Below are 19119 nucleotides of genomic sequence, written 5' to 3'. Positions count from 1 at the left end.
ATGGCCGCTAATGAATGAATTGTTGTATTATGCGTCTCTTTTCTCTGATATCTTGCCCTGTCGAAGCAAACTAGAGGTCAAGACTTTGAGACAGAGGATTTGAACCAAGTCGAATAGTTATCTTGGCGGAATCAAATTTGATTCCAATCTCGACACCAATTTTGTCGTTTGTGTCGAGTATGTTCTTGGCAAATACTCTTTCATTATTGGTCCGGGCGGCCTCTTTGACGATTGCAAGTCCAAGGCCAGAGCCGGTTATGGGCCATGAAGTTTTAGCTCTATAAAATCTCTCAAAGATATTTGGTGGATCCTCAATTGGAATCGAGCTTCCGAAGTTTCTTAGGGCTACCGTGAAATTTGAGAGGTCGATAGTTATGGTTTCTTCACTGTCTCTGAATTTTATCGCATTCTCTAAAAGGTTCGAAATGGCCCGTTCGATAGTTCGAGGCTGAATGACCCAGACTTGTGGCGAGTTCCCTCGTACTTTAATATTGACATTGAAACGTGAACTTATTCGGCTGGCCACAGCCTCGCACGAGTTCATGATATCGACAGCTGATTTCTCTTCGTCTTCATAGCTAAGGCCAGCTAAGGCCAGTAGCTCCTTGACTAGCATGAATAGTTCGTTTGTCTCACCTAGTAGATCTCTTAGTATGCGCTCTCGATCGACATCTAGGATATTTCTATATCGGCTAAGCAATTTAATGTTGGTTCTAAGTGATGTCAAGGGTGTTCGAAGTTCGTGAGATGCGTTCTGCGCGAGGCGTGCTTGGGCAAGTCGAGAACGATACAGGGAGTCTAACAGTTGGTTGATTGAACGCGCGAGTCGACCGGTTTCATCTCTCCTATTTATATCAACTTGGATGCTCGAGTCACCTGTGATAGCGACTTCTTCTGATGTGCGGGTAAGTTCGTCGATTGGCTTGGTGATTGCCGATGCAACAAAATAGCGAGCAATTGCAAAGAGAGATGAGATCAACAAGCCAAACTCAAAGAGTCGCAGCTTCACATTCGAGAGGGAACCTAAGGTGGCGCTTGAGTTTAGCCCTATCTCGATCGCGCCTCCTGGAGTACTTTGTGTCAAAAGGCTGCAGATACACCACCCGATAGTGAAACAGTGCGAATCCACCGCTGATTAGTGGTGTTGGAGATATGAATGTCTCTCGCGGATACAGGAAGGCTAATCGATCCGGATATTTGACGAGTGATGCCAGCAGGGTTGATGAATTGGGCGCTCGCTAGGTTGAAGAGCCCTCCCCTGGGCCAAATGGATTGTTTGGCTGTGGTCCGCTTGGACGCGTCGAGGGGGATAGTGGTGAGCCCTGGGAAGAATTGATAAAAGTGCGAGATGCACGACGTGAGAGGGTCGTAAAGGTATGCATCAGTGATTGGTCTATGGACGCACTGAGGTGGCGCGATGTGGCGCTGTATGAATAGAGAGCGACAATCGTGGAAGCTAAAATTTTAAAGCTGGCAAAAAGGAGGAGAAGTTTTATTCTAAGCTTCATATTGATTCCAGGACATATCCGACCTCCCCCGCACGGTCTGTAGGAGCTGACTTTCGTTAGGTTGTTCGATTTTTCGACGAAGGTAGCCAATGTAGACCGCTAGATTTTTTGATTGTGGTTCAAAGCCTGAGCCCCATATCTCAGGGTAGATAATTGAATGATCCAACACATCTCCGGTGTGTTTGGCCATTAGACATAGGATCTCAAATTCTGTCTTGGAGAGGTTGATCTCTCTGTCTGCGCGCCATACACGACTTGAAGTTTGGTCTATCGTCAAATCTCCAATGGAAATCATCGGTGATGTATTCACGAGCTGCGAGCGTCTTAGAAGTGCTCCGAACCTTGCGATTAGTTCATCAAGCGCGAAGGGTTTTGTTAGGTAGTCATCTGCTCCAGCGTCAAGGCCAGCGACTTGTTCACTGACCTGGGAGATGGTAGTTAAAATTAAGAGGGGGTTTTGTAGCCCCGTCTTCGAATTTCTCGGGTCGCAGATAGTCCGTCTAATTTTGGCATCATTATGTCAAGGATGATGGCATCTGGTGGTTCGTTTTCGATCGCCAAAAGGGCATCTTCTCCATCTTTGCACGGTTCTATTACGTACTCCTTTAGTCGGAGAACGGTAGCAATTGAGTCGCGAACGGCACGATCATCTTTGACTATCACTATCCTTTGGATTTGTTGAGATGCGATGCGATTTGTCACCTTTGATCTTTCATCTTTGAATTTGATCCTTGCAACTAGGGTTCTATCGCGTTTTTTTGATTGATAAAGCCACCATCGGATTGTCCTTGGTCTCTTGTTGAAATTTTCCGAAGTCCTATTCTGACTCTGGTTCCTCTACGACACGTCAGATAGCACCCGCTCGGCGTTTTAGAGATTATCGTTCAAATCATAAGGTGATATCAGCGTTGGTTAAGTGCTAGATAAAAAATGCGTGAACGATTGGTTAGCTCGTTTTTTATCACTTGACCAAAGAGATGGAAAGCTTGGCTGACTTGGTGGTTGCCGTTGTGCGGTCGACTTGCGCTCTATTGCAAAATGTAATCTTTTTCAGATAGAGCTGCCATCGGGCCTAGAACCGTCCGCTTGGTTGAAACCGCTGAAACTGTAACTTCCAGCAAGTTTGGCTAAAAGTTAATTTTCATCAGCAAGGTTGTCTTTGAATGATTGATTTTCCGTGAGCTAGCCCTTGATTTCCTGCTTGGATTACTTGGTCTGTTAATTTGGCAGTGTCTGGTTGATGTCCTATTAGTATCTATTCGGGCCTGTAGCTCAGTCGGTTAGAGCAGGGGACTCATAATCCCTTGGTCCCGGGTTCGAGTCCCGGTGGGCCCACCAGTTCATAAGCTATTTAGCTTTTCAGTGGCTCTTCCGTTTCTAGCGGGGTGACCTTTCGACATTTCCGGCTCATCGTACTTTAGCATGTTTGACGCTTTCGCTAAGTGACTGGCAGTAGGTTCAAGTGGTCCAAAGATTGCGTAAAAGTCACAGCTTCTTTGATTTTGAGCGAAATGATGGTGAAGGCGGCGCCAAGATGAAATTTTGTGAACAAAACACATAGCGCCGCCTTCACCCTCTATGAGTCAAACGAACACTCGCGTGAGCGATTACCAAGGTCTCCTCCAAGACGTTGCGCAGGGTGGCAACAGCATCGCACGTCGGCCTGGTCGGGCCGGGCATCGGGGATTGGCCGAAGCGCCGATGTCGGATCTGGGAGAATGAATCCTTCGTTGGCGACGTCCTCAAGATACGTAATGCTCCAATAGTGATGCTTTTGAGGGGCGACATACGGGGCGGATTTGCTCATGGGGTACGCAACAGCTTGTCCGATGCTTGTAGGGGCGATGCCGACTAGGACTGATGCAGTCGCTGGCGTCCCTCCATCAGGTTTCTAACTTTATCCACGTCAAACCGGTATTTTGACCCACGATTTTAGCCCCGAAAATGCAAGGATTAGATGCTGCTCGGTCAGGCCAAACCCCCCATTGATATTCACATGCATAGTTCACACTGCCATTATTTCGGCCGTGCATACCTAAGGCACGATTTACTGAATCCAGTTGTCGCCGATCGACCTAAGTATTGGCACCGGGCGCCCTCCCCTCGTCTCCTAGATTTATAGTGATGTTCCCGAAGACAGGTTCGCTCATCACTGAACATACCGTCATGTATTTACACGAACTTCCGCCGCGGTCATAAAACGGGTAAATCGAGTGTTGGCTAGAGCTTTGGGAAACATGTATCACTGAGTCACCAAATTCAAAGAATTAATCTAAGCCAAGAAATTCTGAAGATGCCATGGTGAATTTGTGTATAACGTGGGACATAGTCTACGAAAGGGTAATTGGTTCTGCATTCGGAAGGCTCTATGCTCGCTCCAGATTGGTCACACCACGGCAGGTATTTGTAGCTATACGCTGATCGGCGACGTACGTAATGGGTAGGTGCTTTCAGGTTTGCCAGCGCGCGAGCATGGTGTTTAGGTGGGCCACATAATTACGAAGCATCCGTTACCATGGTGTGTGAAGCGAGGGCGAGTGACGTTGGAGGCATAACTTCGGTTCACGTGGTTGTCTTTCTCGGTCTGGAGACTTGATGCGGCCTCGGCCTGGAGTGGTGAACCCCATGTGTCCACCATCAACCCTGCACCAATCGATGCCCGCAGATGTAGACAAGTGAGCTAAACTATTCCTATGTCTGAAAATGTAGACAGGGAGTACGTGATTCGGGGCGCCCAGTCCTTCGGGATGGCACTGCGTGAATTTCGCCTTCGTCGTGGAGTGACTCAGGCTGAACTAGCAAAGACTTCAGGGTTACATCGGAGTTATCTTTCAGAACTTGAGCGCGGTTCCACCACTGAAGCCGTGCGCTATCTTGTCTTGGCCTGCCGTGCACTCGATTTGGAGATCGTCGTTCGACCACGGGAAGGAACTCGTAAGGATGGAGCTTGAGGTATGGCTTAATGGGACACACGTTGCCATGCTCAGCGAGAATCGTAGGCAGATGACGATGGCCTACACTGGTGAGGCTCATCCTGTCGGCGCTCCTCTTGTATCGGTGGCAATGCCGGTGGGTGCTGGACGATACTCAGATCCCAAGGTGCGGGCGTTCTTCCGTGGTCTGCTACCCGAAGGGGAGGCTAGAAGGATGCTGGCCTACGATTTTGGTCTCGATGAGTCTGATGACATGGGCCTCCTCGCTGTATTGGGAAAAGATTGCGCCGGTGCGCTCATGGTGCAACCAAAAGGGGACGGAGCAGCATTAGTGGCAGGAGCTTCAACGAAGGATACTGTCGATGATGCTGAGATAGAGCGACGGTTGCGGGCGTTGCCATTGCATCCGCTTGGAGTGGATGGACATATACGGGTCTCGCTCGCCGGAGTCCAATCCAAGCTGTTGCTATCCAGGCTTGAAGATGGACGCTGGGTGCTACCTGCTGATGGTGTCGTGTCCACCCATATTCTCAAACCGGCACATCGCGATCTACCGAACTCGGTGGTGAACGAGGCGTTCTGTATGAACCTGGCGGCAAGGTCGGGACTAAAAGCGGCTCGCACTACCATTTTGTCTTTTGCTGGGACTAAAGTACTCGTGTCTGAGCGCTATGACCGACGACGGGAAGTAGGCGGTATCCGGCGGATGCACCAAGAAGATGCCTGTCAGACCCTGTCAGTACTCACGATTGTCCCTGAGCACAAATACGAAGAGTTTGGCGGGCCAACTCTGGTCGGGATTGCCAGGTTGCTTGAGCAGTGGGGGGATGCCCAGTCAAAAGAGGAGCTGTTGCGCCAGATTGCTATTCATGTGATTGTCGGCAATGCCGACGCTCACGGCAAGAACGTCTCATTTTTTCACCAAGAAGATGGGACGGTATGTCTGGCTCCGGTCTATGACATCATGAGTACCGAGTACTATAGAACAGCCTACGCACGTTCAATGAGTCGCACGCTTGGCCTTTTCGTGAATGCGAAGCGCAATATCAACGAAGTCACTGTCGAGGACCTCGTGTCCGAGGCGGAGCGTTGGGGAATGAGATATAGGACTGCACAGTCGGTGTTGACCCAACTCCTAGAGAGACTCCCTAATGCTTTGGATCAGGCTGCTAGAGATGTCCCCGAGGTGCCGCAAGCGCTTATTGAACTGGTGCAGGAGAGGATAACCAGTGCACGGGCCGAAGCTGCTCGGCTTGGTCAATGACTGCCTTGACGGAGCGAAATCTTCGATGGTGTTGCCAAGGGGTCGAAATCTCTCCACTGATTATCGGATCGTGCAAGCGAGGCAGAGGTTCTTAGAAGGGGCAGTTACTGGGCTGCGATCAACATCGAGGTACGGTGTGTACGGATGCGTCCATTTGTCGATTCACGCAGGGGTTGGATCACCAACAGGGGACTGTGCAGACGGAATTCTCACCCAAAAATGTCGTTCACGTTCCAATGGTTCATAGATATAGAGCAGATACCAACAGGAGAATCTAATCCATGTTTTTGTGTGTGGCGGTAGAGACTACGTGGACGCAGATGCAATCCGCGAAAGCCTTAAGTAGTTAGAAGTAGTAGTGCCTAACGAAATAATAATTTACGGTGCCGATGCATTGGTGGGCTATCTTGCTGGAACGCTGGGATCGCATGTTGAGGTGGGTCTTGCCGACTGCGTTCGGCACGGAAAGGCTGCGGGTCTCGTATGGAATCAGGAGATGCTCGACAGTGGAACAGATCTCGCGATTCCCTTCCAAGGTGAACGAGGGACGTAGGACCTGATGAATAGAGTTGAAAGCGCGGATGTCCCGATTGTTGTTGCCTCGTCAGGATCGCACTTTAACCCGGTCGGACTAGGCCGTTCTGGCAATTGGCTGTTCGGAAAACCCCGGATGACTTCTACAACTGGCTGTTCGAAGGCAGGACAGCAGTGGTCATGCGATCCATTTAAACCGAAAAGCAAGTGGATGGTGTTCGGGTACGAACAATAATTTAAACACGGTTGATCAATGCTTAAGAGGATTTACACGTCAACTTTACCCAAGTGCGCACCCAACAATTTTGTCCGAGAATGTCCAGCCCAGTCCGAGGTTGTCTCAGCACCCTAGCCCAAACCCCTCAATGAGATGCAAAAATGAGACGTACTCGGGCAAATTGGCCACCAGCTCGGACACTTTGTGAACGCCTCATTATCCCTTGGTCCCGGGTTCGAGTCCCACCGGACCTACTACATATATGCCATGCAGAGCCAATTAAGTTGTAGGGTTTGGTCAGCTGTGACCATGGCGGACCCAGCTTTTCGAGTGTACTAGGGATGCATGTGGGATCCAACCACCCTCTGGTTCCTGAGCCATGATTTTCAGTTATTTCCGAAATTTGGTCACCAGTGTCGAGTTCAAAGGTCAAGTCAGTGCCTGGAGTCATTTGTTGGCTCACTTACTCTGAGTTATACGCACTTGAGATGGACAATTGATCCGTTCGTTAAAATGAACGGATATGGCAATAATTGCAATAAATGTGGTAAAAGAGTTCGTTATTCGGTACACTATTGTCATGACGACGCTTGATGTACTTTTGGAGATTGCTATTCAGCAACACGGATATGTGACAGTAGCGGATGCTCGAAGAGTCGGAGTTGACCCTCAGCGCCTTCGGGCGCTTGCATTGCGAGGTCGTGCTGAACAACGAGAACGAGGTCTGTACCGTATTTCCTTAGTACCGCATCGCCCTCACGACAACTACGCTGAGGCGGTTCTTCTAGGTGGAGATCATGGTGCTCTCGCTGGCGAAGCCGCTCTTGACCTTTGGGACCTTGCTGACGTTAATCCACGTCGGATCGAAGTCATAGTACCCCCGGGTCTGCGGATACGACGAATTCGAAAGGACATCGTTTTCTTGAGGAGAGATGTTCCAAGAGACCAAATTGACGAAGTAGATGATATCCGGGTCGTCTCTCCCTCTCTTGCCATTGAGATTGCCATGGACGAGGGTGTTGACGGCAGCCTTATAGATCAGGCCATTACAAATGCCAGTCGGCGTGAACTAATAGGGACCCGTCGTGCGGCAAGACTTTTGGCAGCTCTTGATGATAAGGAGAGGGGGCTAAGTGAGCGAAAGTGATCGGATTCCAGGCAATAGACAGCATTTGGAACGATTAATTGATGTGTGGGCGCGAGAAGGATTCGAACTCGGACAGAGTCGCTTGCGACGTCTTTTGGGATTTACGGCTATCGCGGCAATGCTTGACGGACTACCTGGAGAAGATGGCAGGGCAAGACTCGTCATTAAGGGTGGCGCAGCACTGCAGTTACGTCTTGGCGATCGGGCGCGTACGACCAGCGATCTTGATACCGCATTTCGCGGAGATATCATTGAAGCGCGTGGTCTTCTTCGGTCCGCGCTTAAGAGAGGTTGGTCTGGGTTTGAGGGCGTGCGCTCTGACGAAGTAGAGATCACTCGCGCTGGAATAACTCCTCCACCACGGAGGGCAAGGATAAAGTTGGCGTACAAATCCAAACCCTTTTCGACTGTAGCATTCGAGATGTCGGCAGCAGAAGGCGCTAGCCTGGATTCCCCGGAATATCACAGGGTGGCGATTTCCCTAGCTCCGGTTCAGTTGCCTGATCCTGGGAAGATTGCATTTCTGCCAGCAAGGTACCAGATTGCTCAAAAATTGCATGCATGCACCGAGCCACCTACAGATGATCATCCGAACATTAGAGTCAGGGACCTTTTTGACATTCTCTTGATAGCGGAATTAGTTGAACTGGAGGAGTATCCAGCTCTCTCGGCTGCTTGTAGGGAGATTTTTGAACTCCGGGGTAGGCACTCCTGGCCACCGGTACTTTCATAGCAGCCGTCGTGGCGAGAAACCTGGCGACGTCTTGCAGAGGACGGGCAGGTCGGGTTGACATTTGAACAGGCATTTGCTGCTGTCGTTGATTTGATCGGGAGAATCGAGACGGCCTAGGCTTACCCAACTTGCCGGTGCGAAACCACAACTACAACTATAAATATGACGAGGACGGCATTTCCGACTTGTTCTTAGCTGAATGTGGGTCAAGAAGTTTCGATTGAGAGGTTGTTGACTTCCCGAGTTTTCGTCTACTCAGGTGGCTGAAAAGGCAAGCCTGTCCACCTAACAATTCACCTAACAAATGTGTCTGAGAGCGTAACATTCAGTTTCACGGAGTCCCAATGGTCTTTAGATTGTAAAGCTGTTAACTGCAATTGTGGGACATTATGCGACACTATGACTACTAGCTCGGACACTTAAACTGGATTGAAGGTTGTCCAAAGTCCGTTGATACGTTCCGAGCGTCCGGAAGTGTCCTATGGCGTTTTTCGTAAGGGATGCTGTAGTGAGTGCAGCACTGTGCAAGAGTGAACCCTTCCTCGCCCTTAACGATGTTTCTCGCCTAGGAAAGCGTGTTGGCACTAGCGGCAGGTTGAAAATAATCTACTTTCGCCAATCTCATCTCGTTAGTTATGAAGCGAAGATCGAACGGTAAATTGTGGCCGACGAGAACATTGGTCATTGCCAGGGCAGAGATCCAGTTTGCCGTAGCAGCGAAGGAGTGGGCTCTAGTTAGCACCTCGTTGGTTATGCCGTGAACGTGCGCCGCTCGCACCAGAGTGTGTCAATCTGGTAGAGACTGGCGTACTCGGCTGTGGTCCTGAAAGTGCTGTCGAGCCAAACCGTTTCGATGAGACGGTCTTTCTAGCGCTGAAGCCGGTTGTCTCCGTGTCCAGAATGAGGTACCCGAGAGATCCAGCGTGATTGACCGGTGTCTCCGGCTTTGGTGCATGCCGGGTAAGGAGGCTCGTTGACAAAGGGTTAACCCGTGACGGCAGTTGTGTCACTGGCAAGTGCCAAATGGCGCGTTAGCTGTTCTGTGCCAGCCCCAAGTCCGATTGGGCGAGCCCGACCTCAGCAGCACTCAGCGGCTCATCACCGGTACTTGCTGCAGCTTCCATGCGCCTGCGTTCGTCGCGGACCCACGGGTACAGTGAATCTTCGGCGATAGAGAACTCTTTGGCGACCTCTGCCACGCTTCTCCCTGAGTCAATTACTCGATGTGCAGCCTCAGTTTTGAACTCCAGCGTGAATTTCCGCCTCGTTGCTCCCATTGTGACATCCTCTCCACCAACATCGTAGGTTGGCATAAAAGGTGTCTACAGAAACTGGGGAACCTCAATGGTTGCTAAATGTGCAGCTGACATCAGTGAGGACAACAGCCTGATCGTTTCTATCTGGGAAAGATCGTATTTTCCCTACCAAAGTTAGGGGGAGTACTTCGATGAGCACACCAGACAGAGAGCGAAAGTCAATGTTTCAGTAATTTACACCCACGTACGCAGAATTAGCGAACTGATGTGTGTTTGGTTAGTAGTCATTCCACTCAACATTCCACCCAACAAATGTGTCCGAGAGCGTCCCATTCAGTCTCATTGTGTTTCAAAAACCATATGAATGCAAAGCCGGGAGCTGCAATTATGGGACGAGCTGCGACAATTTGACTACTAGTTAGGACACATTCAAGCCATCTCATAATCCCTTTGTCGTGGGTTCGAATCCCACCGGGCCCACCATTTCTGGTTCTTCGGATATTAGCCTGTTGGACGTTTTTGTCAAGTGATCGGCAGTAGGTTCAAGTATCCGGATTCAAGTAGTCCAAAGATTGTGGAAAAATCACAGCTTCTTTGATTTGGTCGAAATGATGATGAAGGCGGCGACAAAATGAAGGTTTGTGAACAAATCAAATAGCGCCGCCATTGAGATGCCAGAATCTTCGGCTACCTGCATTATAAGCGAGTTGCTACTCTAGAAAAGTCTGACTGCGTCTTTTTTGAATTCGCCGTCAAATTGTCGACGAGTCTTCTCTTTCCTAGTCTTCTGTTATTCCTTTCCCCCGATACCTGTATTCTCCTTGTATAAAGGGAGAACTGTGTCACGTATCGTGAGAAGGTTCACCTCGCATCATTTGAGAATTGTCATACAACGTTTCGATCGTTCGTTGATTTTCTCTAAAAGCCGCGAAGGTAACGTACTGGCTAGGTCAGCAACCTCTGACCTTCGCGAAACTTCTTCGAAGGAATTGGTGATACGGTCGCCGATCTCTTGCGCCCTTGAGACAATCAAGTCATTGCCGAGATCTAATTCTTTTGCGACGGAAGGCCATGGATTTCGATCTATCCAAACACCATACGACCCTCCGAGCTTCATTGCAAAGCGGAGTTTTTTCTCATGGTCGTCGTATGGAAGTGCGGAAGCCACATCATAGAGTGGTGCAAACCTAACTTCTTGTCCCAGGATTAAGATCGAGTAGTTCTTAGCATGTGCATCTGTTCCTCCAATGAACCAATTCCATATCAGAGCGTCGACGAAGTTCAATATCGCAACTTCAGCTGCGGTTGGTGCGAGTGCTCTGCGAAGGAGTTTTACAATATCTAGGGGAGAGGGACCACCTTCGTTTTGGTACTTTTTTGCTGGAATAATTCCAAGAGCTTGACATAGATCTTCCTGGTGAATCCTCTTGACAATTCCATCTTCGACATAGCGGTCGTAACGATCTGATACTACGCTAGCAACTCCGCTAATGCATTCCAAAGAAGTCTTGGCGGTTCGTAGCCCCAAAAGACGGGCTGCGTTCAGACAAAGATATTCATTTATTTCATGATCGTGGTAGTCAGAAATTCCAGGCTTGAGGATGTGCGTTGTAGCCATGGAACCTACCGGTAAGGCCCATCCATTTTCCGTTCTAACTAGAGCGGTCTTTGCCTGTGCGCCCGCAAGACTAAACCTTCCAGTGTATGACTCACCGAGCCACGTAGCTGAATCTTTTAAAAGGTCGCGAAGTCGTTTCCCTACCTCCTCGTCGCTTAGTGGTAATAGTTCCGAAGGTGCGTTTACGATACTTTTTACGCGATCTGGAGACACAAAGCGAACGGCCCCAGGACAATCTTCGCCTATTGGCGTTTTGAGAAGTTCAAATGGTGACGATGATGAAACTTGAAATTTCCGAGCCCAACGATCAAGCACAATTTGATTCTCTGGAAGAAGCCCCCAAAGCCACGGCGATATGACCGAATGAGGGTGAGTCTTTATAGATGTCGGCATTGCGACCGAAAGCGGGGTAGAGTTCGATTGATATCGATAGTCTTCCTCGTATTCAAATCGAATGGTACTGTTGCTGGAACGAATAATCGTTCCAGCAATTTGATTGTTCAAAATTACTGACAATGCATCACTCATCTAGCACCGTATCTTTGTAGTAATTCATCGAGTGATGTACTTGTCGAAGATGTACTTGTCGACGTTGCACTGTCCTTTGCAACGGCGTTAGTGTTGACCGAGACGGAAAGGGAAAGGTCTAGGGCTTCAATAACTCGAAGTAACTGGATGGTTTGGGCTGAAATCTTTCCGCCTTCGAATTGCACGATCCATTCACGTGAGACTTGTGCCTTTTGTGCAAGTGCATTCTGGCTGAGTCCGAGTTCAAGACGTCGTCCTTTGACGATAGCCGCTAGATCATTCATGGAAAGAATCTTCTTCAAAGGTGCCTCCTAAGGAAATAAATGCTGTCTTAAGTGGATGATCGTACACACTATAGCAAAGTGGATGATCGTACACACTATAGCAAAGTGGATGATCGTACACACTATAGCAAAGTGGATGATCGTACACACTATAGCAAAGTGGATGATCGTACACGCGACTTTTATCGCACAATCGTCCAATGAAGGAAGTAAGAAGCGGTTGCGACACTGATTGCTATATGTCTGGCGACGTTTGACCTTGCCACAATCTTTGGACCACTTCGCTGAAATCTTTGGGGCTGATAAAGCAAGCCTGTCCACGTAACAATTCACCCAACAAATGTGTCCGAGAGCGTAACATTCAGTTTCACGGAGTCTCAATGGTCTTTAGATTGTAAAGCTAGTAACTGCAATTATGCGACACTATGACTCCCTGCTCGGACACTTCCAGTCCATCTCATAATTCCTTGGTCCCGGGTTCGAGTCCCGGTGGGCCTACGGCAAGTTGCTATTCAGTAATGAGTTATCAGTGGATAGTTAGTAATACGGGCGTTGAAAACGCAACATCGGCGTGTTCCTAGGCATCACTCGTAGCAAGCATCCCATGGAAGTTTCAAAAAACCTCGCAAAACCGATCCAAGGTTCGATGAACCATCGGATGTCTTGCAGTACCAATCACAGAATGCTCACCAAAGGCCCGGTAGTGCGAAGGATTAACTTGGAAGGACGAGCCGGTACTCTTCTCCTTCTAAAGCGCAACGCTTAAAGATACAGCGCACGCTTGTTTGCAATTATGGGGTTCCCCCAATACCGCGTCGAACAATCCAGAGGCGGCTCGCTTCGGAGTTCGATTGGCTGAAGGTTATATAGAACTTCGCTTTACCGTGGACGATTGTGCCTACAACGCCCTGGGGTTTTTGTAGGCACTCTTTACAAAAACCCTGGGGTTTTTATAGACGCTCTTTACAAAAACGCTGGGGTTTAAGCTATAGTTTTTTTATGGTTGTAAATGAGGGACAGGTTGCTGAGGCGGTACGTCGAGATAGTCCCTGGTGGCGAAGTCCTCATTGGGCAGCGACTGACCGAGATATGCTCGAGGCCGCCGGATCTCAGATTGACTACTATCCCTTGTCTTTGGCGAACATACGGTCCGGAGGCCTCTATATGCTCTACGGTCCCCGACGAGTTGGCAAAACTGTGCTAGTAAAGCGATCTATTCAGGCGCTTCTTGCCCAGGGGGTAAATCCGCTGCAGATCATACGTGTGACCGTGGATGGGTGGCAGGCCAATCGGCTCGGGACGCTGTACGAATATGTGGTGAGAGTTTTAACGAGTTCTGTGGGTGATGGGCCGAGGTACTGGTTTATCGATGAGGTCACGGCCTGCCGCGGGCAGTGGTGGTCGGTGGTGAAGAACCTCAGAGATAACACCCATTTCGGTGATGATTGTGTCGTACTCACCGGTTCAACGAACCAAGATCTCGACGAGGCAATTAAAGCTTTTGCAGGTCGCAGAGGTCCCGTAGACGACCCCGACAGGTGCCTACTGCCAATGAATTTTGGGGAGTTCTGTCATAGCTTGTCAATTGACTTGCCATCCGTTGCGGGACTTCGTGCAGATGGGTTGATGTCTGCTCGGGCTCGTGAAACTTGGATGGCGCTCGCTCCGTATACCGATGACTTGGTAGCCGCTTGGCAGACATACCTTGAGGTTGGTGGGTACCCCAAGGCTGTCGGTGAATGGCGTCGGACTAATCAGGTGGCGGTGCCAACGTGGCAGGCCTTGTGGGATGTAGTGAGAGGTGACGCAATCACCAGTGGAATGAACGAGGTCATCCTAGGTGCGGTGATCAATGGTATCGGGGTCCGATTGTCGAGTCCCACTGCCATAAGTGGCTTCGCCGAAGAGGTCGGGGTGGCTCGAGAGACTCTAATGAAGCGTATCGATGCTCTCGCGAGTGCATTTCTCGTCTGGAGAAACCCGAGAGCTGATAACAGCGGTAACGCGGATCTTCGCAAGCAGGGAAAGCTCTATTTTCTTGATCCGCTCGTAGCCAAACTGCCACAGCTCGTCAACGGTCGAAGCCAAGTCGACGTCACCCGCTTGAACGAGCAACAGCTTGGCGTCGCCCTTCTGCAGTGGAATGAGAGAGTGCGCCCTGGCTCGGTTCGTTCCGGGGACTGGATCACTCATTATCGAAACGCTAGCAGTGAGGTTGATTTTGTAGGTAAGTGTGCGGATTTGGGGACACGTATGACACCGATCGAGGGCAAATACGTCTCAGATTCGTGGAGACAGGAGGCCCTCGGCTTGCGCAATTCGGCTATTGGTACCGGAATCCTAGCGACTAGGGATATTCTCGACGCAACAGAGGGAGAAGCTGTTTGGGCGGTACCTTCATCTTTTCTGGCGTTTGCGCTTTCCTTCTCCGGGAAATAACCGAATTGTCCACTCAACAATCCACCCAAAAATGTGTCAGAGAACATCCCATTCAGTTCCACTGGGTTTCGATGTCCTTACTTCCCACGAGACTTTACCTCTTTTGAATGCAATTGAAAGCTCTGCATTCTCCTTCGGAATAGGGAGCGTCGTGTCGCGTATCGTGAGAAGGTTCACATCGTCTTTCAAGACGTAAATCTAATAATCACGTAGGGGTTACTTGCCAGTTATGGAGTCTTGGTGAACCACATGAGTGTTAGGAGAGCGCTATTACTCCTACGTTATAGATTTAACGTGCGCTAGGTTCCAAAGGTCAAGCGCAGATTCCCCAGAAATAACTTCTAATCCGTTAGACCCCGAAACGGCTTTTTGGTATTCACCCCGTTCTGGGATGGGAACGGCTGCTAGTCGGTAAAGCCCCCAACCTCGATGTTCGAGACGACCGACGACGGTAAGTTGACGAAGTAAGTACAGCAAATCGGGGAGTATTTTCTAAAATCAAAACATGGTGCGAATCGCTAGAAATGCCAAGAGTCGGGTATTAGAGGCCCTTGGCGATACCAGAGTTGTTGTTATACAGGGCGCCAGGAAGGTGGGCAAGACGATATTCATTAGAGAGATTGTCGATTCTAAGGACGGACGGTTAGTTTCATTTGACGATCCAGTTGCGGCGAACGGCGTCCGTGAGGATCCAGTTGGGTGCCTCAACTCCGACCCAGGTCGTCTTTTGGCTATTGATGAAGTACAACGTGTCCCTGAATTAGTTTTAGCGCTAAAGTTCGTAGTCGATGGCGATAATCGTCTGGGTAGCTTTCTTTTGACTGGATCGGCCAATCTCCTCACATTACCCACTATCGAAGATAGTCTTGCTGGTTGGACTGAGATTATCGAGTTGTTCGGCCTAAGTCAGGGTGAGCTCATAGGGCATAGGGAGAAGTTCATCGATCGGGCTTTGTCCGGTGAAAGATTCATAAACCATACAAGTGATCTGAGCCGAAATGACTATCTCTAACTAGCTGTTGCGGGGGACATCCCGAGGTCTTGAATCGTGCTCCGGGAAGGCGTCGTGACCTTTGGTTTTATAACTATGCTAATGCAATACTTCGCAGGGAGGCTGAGGATATCTCGAACCTTCAACGTATCACGGAGCTGCCAGTGATCCCGAGAATGTTGACTGCAAGAAGTAGCGGAGAGTTGAACGTTGCCGACTTGGCTCGCGACACCAACATTCCTCAACGTACCCTGACTCCTTATCTAGAGTTGCTACAGACCTTATATCTGACGCAGAACATACCGGCGTGGACAACCAACCTTTCAAAGCGCGTTGTATCTCGTCCAAAGGTTTCACTTCTCGATGCAGGCTTGGCTGCGCGACTTATGAATGTTTCATCTAAGGGTGCCTCTTTAGATGCCAATCCGAATCTAGCCGGCGGCTTGCTTGAGACCTTTGTCGCCGGTGAAATCAGACGTCAATCGACTTGGAGCAATGAGACGGCTAGGTTGACACACTTCCGAGACCAATACGTCGGTGAGGTCGATCTTGTACTAGAGACACCTGACGGACGGGTGGTAGGAGTAGAAGTTAAGTCCAATTCAAACCCAACGGTCAAGGATGCAAAGGGCCTTAGCTTCCTGCGTGAAAAACTCGGAAGTAGGTTTGTTGCAGGTTCCATCCTTCACACAGGCTCTAATTCAGCTTTTTTTGGTGATCGCGTTGCCGCGGTGCCAATGGACATACTTTGGAGGGCGTGAAAATTGAAAGTTATTTAGTATCTAGGGGTCGCGGATTAGCTGTTCTATAGTCCTTAAGACACGTCTAGTAAATGCAGCCGTTATCCAAAACCCCTCGGTTTACAGACGATTTGCCCTTTGCGTCCAAATCTACAATCGAAGGCAATTCTTTACATACTTATCAAGTTTCGTAAGTTTCGCCTTCACCGAGACCAGATTGGAGCTAATCCTTAGTAGAACAGATGTTCTACTAAGGTGGCATGGTGGATATCTCAGGCTTTATGGTACGCTTCGCTTCAGAGGAAGCATGTGAAGATCATTTGATCAAATTGCTATTGCTATGAGGGATTTAGATGCTCAAAGTGTAACTTCGATCAATTTACTTTAGTAAGGCCAAATCATTTCAAGAAATGCAGCATCTCGAGCTCCACTTTTTCAATGTAAATCTTTTCACCGTCAAACTAGCGTTACCTCCAGAACCATCTTCCATCGAAGCCATATCTCTTTATCCAAGTGGTTCTCCGCTATCTATCTATTGTCCAACGACAAGCGTGGTCTTTCGGCTACTACCCCCTAGCCATCAGAGCCCCTGCTAAATTCGTTCAAGTATCTTATTCGACTGGCTGGTTGATGCTAAATAAGCTACCTAAGGCAATGGCTGAGCGTAATAGCTGAGCGTAATGGCTGAGCGTAATGGCTGAGCGTAATGGCTGACCGAGATGGTTTATACAAACTTGGAGAAAACGCCTGAGTAGATGAGTTCTTTTTAGATGGTGAGAGCCATGGCGAAGGCAGAAGAGGAAAGGGAACAAAACAAACCAATGTTCTAATTGGAGTGTCGATTAGCAATGGTGCTCCTACTCATTGCTTCATGGAAGTAATCAAAGATACCACTGCTAAATCACCCAAAGATGTTTTTGTGAGACGTTGAGATTCTAATACCAAGCTGATAAGTAATGGTAACCCAAGTTACGGGGTATGTGCTGAAAGACCTTGGACTAGCGCACTGGTTCACTCTATCCAAAGACGAACAAGCACATGTAACATTCAAATGGCTCAACATCCTGATAGGGAACTGCAAGAAATTTATCGACGGAACATACCACGGACGTGAGGAACATAAGCAACTTATGCCTCGAGGAATTTGCATACCGATTCAACCCAAGGCACTTTGAAATGTCCTCGGTAGAGCGACTTCTCAATACATGTGTGTTTGCGTCTCCACATCCGCTACTCCGCGAATCTGACTCCAAAATGGCTCTTGCTTACGAAACTTGATAAGTATGATTCTTTACTTCTTATTTCATCCAGCTACTGCACTTCGATATCGATTTGATCAGCTGCTCAGATTTGGGTACCCTGATAGTAAACGATTGAAAACACGTTTTCAACTGGGTCATAACGACGCAGCCTAATCAGCGCTTTAGAGAGCAGTGTAGCTGGGTGGCAAAGCCCTTCAGTGGCGAAGTGGTAAGGCATTTACAGCTTCGACGGTATGAGCGCTGCCAACTTTTGAATTGATATTTGGGCTCTAATCAACCCTTAATTAATTGAAAGGTTTTACCGATGACTTATAACGTAAATATTAACTCGGAGTCTTTTTTGTAATTTGTCTTTTGCTACCAGATACTCTGGAGCGACATCTGCAAATTGTGACAGTAGTTCATCCGATCGAATGATTGGAGCAATTGGCCTTGAAACAGCTATCGCTTCGTCGCGCCGATTGTTGCGCGCTTTGTGGAGTTCAGCTCGCTGTTGGCGATAGAGCTTGGTGGGATGTGGAGGCGCGCAAGGTGTTGTGCGTGAGATGCTTCGAGGGTGGGATTGCGAGCCCTCCCGTCGAGAAGCTTTATGAGAGCAGTGGCATTTCTATCGCACCAGCACTACCTTTTATCGAAACTGGTGTGGCCGGGAAGTCTGCAATGGAAGAGTACCAAAGGCGTCACGAAAGACGCGAAGCTCAAATTGAGGCGAAATTTGGGATGTTTGCTGGAATCGTTAAGTTCTTGAGCGATGACCCCCAGTCCACGATCGCTTGGAAAAAGGGTTCGATAGGTGAGCAAAAATTAGCGTCTGTCTTGGTTGAAAACCTTGGAGATAGGGTCATCCTACTAAATGACCGCAAGGTTCCAAAGAGTCGGGCCAATATCGACCATATCGCGATTGCACCGTCTGGAGTGTGGGTCATCGATGCAAAAAACTACTCGGGTTTGGTCCAACAACGTGACGTAGGAGGATTTTTTAGTACCTATATTCACCTATTCGTTGATGGCCGGGATAAGACCAAGCTTGCAGATGGTCTTGAATGGCAGTTGAAAGCGGTCAGGTCTGCGCTTGACTCTGATGAAATAGCTGTTAATGGGGCTCTTTGCTTTACGGACGCTGAATGGGGATGGTTCGCCAAGCCTTTTTCAGTCAGGGGCGCCTTCGTGTCTGGACCGAATGCGTTGTCTCGGAAGATGGCCGAAATTGAAGCGCTCTCGAAAGATAGGATCTGGCAAATAGCTGAACGGCTAGCGAAAGCATTGCCGCCAAAGTAGATGAGTAGATTTACCTCTAAAGTTTGCTCGACTCATTGAAGACACCGGCACTGACGACAATAACAGTAATGGTGCCACCAGCAAGAATACCGGCAGCAATATCAGCAACAGCACCGGCACTGACGACAATAGCAGTAATGGTGCCACCAGCAAGAATACCGGCGACAGCAGCAACGGCGACAGCAGCAGCAAGGGCGACAGCAGCACCGACACCAAAATCATCAAGAGCGACAGCAGCACCGACACTGACGACTATATCCGTAATGGTGCCACCGGCAACAATATCAGCGACAGCACCGACACTGATACTAACGCCACCTCCATCTCCTCCACCTCCATCTCCTCCTCCATCTCCTCCTCCATCTCCTCCTCTTCCACCAACAACAA

Annotated in this window: 17 protein-coding genes, 1 tRNA gene and 2 pseudogenes; 11 read left to right on the top strand and 9 right to left on the bottom strand. The window is 49.1% G+C overall.

The window, feature by feature from the left end:
- Positions 1-70: 70 nt before the first annotated feature.
- Together ACIDITHRIX25_RS93455 and ACIDITHRIX25_RS93450 are read right to left on the bottom strand one after the other, a co-directional pair.
- Entirely contained in the window at positions 71-1084 is a 1014-nt protein-coding gene (locus tag ACIDITHRIX25_RS93455) for a HAMP domain-containing sensor histidine kinase (RefSeq protein WP_052605323.1), read from the bottom strand.
- Between the two features lie 420 nt (positions 1085-1504).
- Positions 1505-2183 (bottom strand): annotated as a pseudogene (locus ACIDITHRIX25_RS93450) (response regulator transcription factor).
- Between the two features lie 586 nt (positions 2184-2769).
- Between ACIDITHRIX25_RS93450 and ACIDITHRIX25_RS93445 the strand changes: the two are divergent.
- Positions 2770-2846, top strand: a tRNA-Ile gene (locus ACIDITHRIX25_RS93445).
- A gap of 238 nt (positions 2847-3084) precedes the next feature.
- Here ACIDITHRIX25_RS93445 and ACIDITHRIX25_RS93440 read toward each other — a convergent pair.
- Positions 3085-3315 (bottom strand): hypothetical protein, encoded by a 231-nt coding sequence (locus ACIDITHRIX25_RS93440; RefSeq protein ID WP_201732993.1) that lies wholly within the window; start codon positions 3313-3315, stop codon positions 3085-3087.
- Between the two features lie 886 nt (positions 3316-4201).
- On the opposite strand from ACIDITHRIX25_RS93440, the gene ACIDITHRIX25_RS93435 reads away from it, so the two are divergent.
- The 5 genes from ACIDITHRIX25_RS93435 to ACIDITHRIX25_RS93415 all read left to right on the top strand — a co-directional run bounded on the left by ACIDITHRIX25_RS93435 (position 4202) and on the right by ACIDITHRIX25_RS93415 (position 8336).
- A complete protein-coding gene (locus ACIDITHRIX25_RS93435) occupies positions 4202-4459 on the top strand; it encodes a helix-turn-helix domain-containing protein (RefSeq protein WP_052605321.1) in 258 nt (85 codons plus the stop codon).
- Positions 4449-5705, top strand: coding sequence for a HipA domain-containing protein (locus tag ACIDITHRIX25_RS93430; RefSeq protein WP_201732992.1), 1257 nt, complete (start codon positions 4449-4451; stop codon positions 5703-5705). The genes ACIDITHRIX25_RS93435 and ACIDITHRIX25_RS93430 overlap by 11 nt, the downstream gene beginning before the upstream one ends.
- A 358-nt stretch (positions 5706-6063) precedes the next feature.
- A complete protein-coding gene (locus tag ACIDITHRIX25_RS93425) occupies positions 6064-6258 on the top strand; it encodes a hypothetical protein (RefSeq protein WP_201732991.1) in 195 nt (64 codons plus the stop codon).
- A gap of 721 nt (positions 6259-6979) precedes the next feature.
- Positions 6980-7603 (top strand): type IV toxin-antitoxin system AbiEi family antitoxin domain-containing protein, encoded by a 624-nt coding sequence (locus ACIDITHRIX25_RS93420; RefSeq protein ID WP_052605318.1) that lies wholly within the window; start codon positions 6980-6982, stop codon positions 7601-7603.
- Positions 7590-8336 carry a nucleotidyl transferase AbiEii/AbiGii toxin family protein gene (locus ACIDITHRIX25_RS93415; RefSeq protein ID WP_201732990.1) on the top strand — a complete coding sequence of 249 codons (747 nt, stop codon included), beginning with the start codon at positions 7590-7592 and terminating at the stop codon, positions 8334-8336. The genes ACIDITHRIX25_RS93420 and ACIDITHRIX25_RS93415 overlap by 14 nt, the downstream gene beginning before the upstream one ends.
- A gap of 565 nt (positions 8337-8901) precedes the next feature.
- On the opposite strand, the gene ACIDITHRIX25_RS93410 is transcribed toward ACIDITHRIX25_RS93415, so the two are convergent.
- From ACIDITHRIX25_RS93410 to ACIDITHRIX25_RS93395, 4 genes are all read right to left on the bottom strand, one after another.
- Positions 8902-9114, bottom strand: a complete 213-nt coding sequence (locus ACIDITHRIX25_RS93410) for an exonuclease domain-containing protein (protein WP_160291774.1) — start codon at positions 9112-9114, stop codon at positions 8902-8904.
- Positions 9115-9367: 253 nt separating this feature from the next.
- The gene (locus ACIDITHRIX25_RS93405) at positions 9368-9649 is read right to left on the bottom strand and encodes a transposase (protein WP_082058568.1); all 282 of its coding nucleotides are present in this window, start codon (positions 9647-9649) and stop codon (positions 9368-9370) included.
- Positions 9650-10463: 814 nt separating this feature from the next.
- Positions 10464-11738: a type II toxin-antitoxin system HipA family toxin gene (locus tag ACIDITHRIX25_RS93400; RefSeq protein WP_201732988.1), complete on the bottom strand. Its 1275-nt coding sequence runs from the start codon at positions 11736-11738 to the stop codon at positions 10464-10466.
- Positions 11735-12040, bottom strand: coding sequence for a helix-turn-helix domain-containing protein (locus ACIDITHRIX25_RS93395; protein WP_052605315.1), 306 nt, complete (start codon positions 12038-12040; stop codon positions 11735-11737). The genes ACIDITHRIX25_RS93400 and ACIDITHRIX25_RS93395 overlap by 4 nt, the downstream gene beginning before the upstream one ends.
- Positions 12041-13021: 981 nt before the next feature.
- Between ACIDITHRIX25_RS93395 and ACIDITHRIX25_RS93390 the strand changes: the two genes are divergently transcribed.
- The 5 genes and pseudogenes from ACIDITHRIX25_RS93390 (at position 13022) to ACIDITHRIX25_RS93370 (ending at position 18732) form a co-directional block, all read left to right on the top strand.
- On the top strand, positions 13022-14461 hold the full coding sequence (locus ACIDITHRIX25_RS93390; protein ID WP_201732987.1) for an ATP-binding protein: 1440 nt from the start codon (positions 13022-13024) through the stop codon (positions 14459-14461).
- Between the two features lie 505 nt (positions 14462-14966).
- On the top strand, positions 14967-15473 hold the full coding sequence (locus tag ACIDITHRIX25_RS93385; RefSeq protein ID WP_213333434.1) for an AAA family ATPase: 507 nt from the start codon (positions 14967-14969) through the stop codon (positions 15471-15473).
- 29 nt (positions 15474-15502) lie between these two features.
- Entirely contained in the window at positions 15503-16213 is a 711-nt protein-coding gene (locus ACIDITHRIX25_RS93380) for an ATP-binding protein (protein WP_201732985.1), read from the top strand.
- Between the two features lie 242 nt (positions 16214-16455).
- Positions 16456-17470 (top strand): annotated as a pseudogene (locus ACIDITHRIX25_RS93375) (IS1595 family transposase).
- Positions 17471-17994: 524 nt separating this feature from the next.
- Entirely contained in the window at positions 17995-18732 is a 738-nt protein-coding gene (locus ACIDITHRIX25_RS93370; RefSeq protein WP_201732984.1) for a nuclease-related domain-containing protein, read from the top strand.
- On the opposite strand, the gene ACIDITHRIX25_RS93365 is transcribed toward ACIDITHRIX25_RS93370, so the two are convergent.
- Positions 18706-18978 (bottom strand): hypothetical protein, encoded by a 273-nt coding sequence (locus ACIDITHRIX25_RS93365; protein ID WP_201732983.1) that lies wholly within the window; start codon positions 18976-18978, stop codon positions 18706-18708. The genes ACIDITHRIX25_RS93370 and ACIDITHRIX25_RS93365 overlap by 27 nt on opposite strands.
- Before the next feature lie 6 nt (positions 18979-18984).
- A complete protein-coding gene (locus ACIDITHRIX25_RS93360) occupies positions 18985-19113 on the bottom strand; it encodes a hypothetical protein (protein ID WP_283770420.1) in 129 nt (42 codons plus the stop codon).
- Positions 19114-19119: the final 6 nt, after the last annotated feature.

Source organism: Acidithrix sp. C25 (genome assembly GCF_904848545.2).
The sequence above is the reverse complement of the archived record's forward strand: the minus strand, read 5'-3'. Positions and strand labels throughout refer to the sequence as shown.

Bases quoted from the DNA above. Each gene is read 5' to 3' on its own strand.
- ACIDITHRIX25_RS93440 (WP_201732993.1), bottom strand. From the start codon at position 3,315: ATGAGCAAATCCGCCCCGTATGTCGCCCCTCAAAAGCATCACTATTGG.
- ACIDITHRIX25_RS93435 (WP_052605321.1), top strand. From the start codon at position 4,202: ATGTCTGAAAATGTAGACAGGGAGTACGTGATTCGGGGCGCCCAGTCC.
- ACIDITHRIX25_RS93430 (WP_201732992.1), top strand. From the start codon at position 4,449: ATGGAGCTTGAGGTATGGCTTAATGGGACACACGTTGCCATGCTCAGC.
- ACIDITHRIX25_RS93420 (WP_052605318.1), top strand. From the start codon at position 6,980: ATGGCAATAATTGCAATAAATGTGGTAAAAGAGTTCGTTATTCGGTAC.
- ACIDITHRIX25_RS93405 (WP_082058568.1), bottom strand. From the start codon at position 9,649: ATGCCAACCTACGATGTTGGTGGAGAGGATGTCACAATGGGAGCAACG.
- ACIDITHRIX25_RS93400 (WP_201732988.1), bottom strand. From the start codon at position 11,738: ATGAGTGATGCATTGTCAGTAATTTTGAACAATCAAATTGCTGGAACG.
- ACIDITHRIX25_RS93390 (WP_201732987.1), top strand. From the start codon at position 13,022: ATGGTTGTAAATGAGGGACAGGTTGCTGAGGCGGTACGTCGAGATAGT.
- ACIDITHRIX25_RS93385 (WP_213333434.1), top strand. From the start codon at position 14,967: ATGGTGCGAATCGCTAGAAATGCCAAGAGTCGGGTATTAGAGGCCCTT.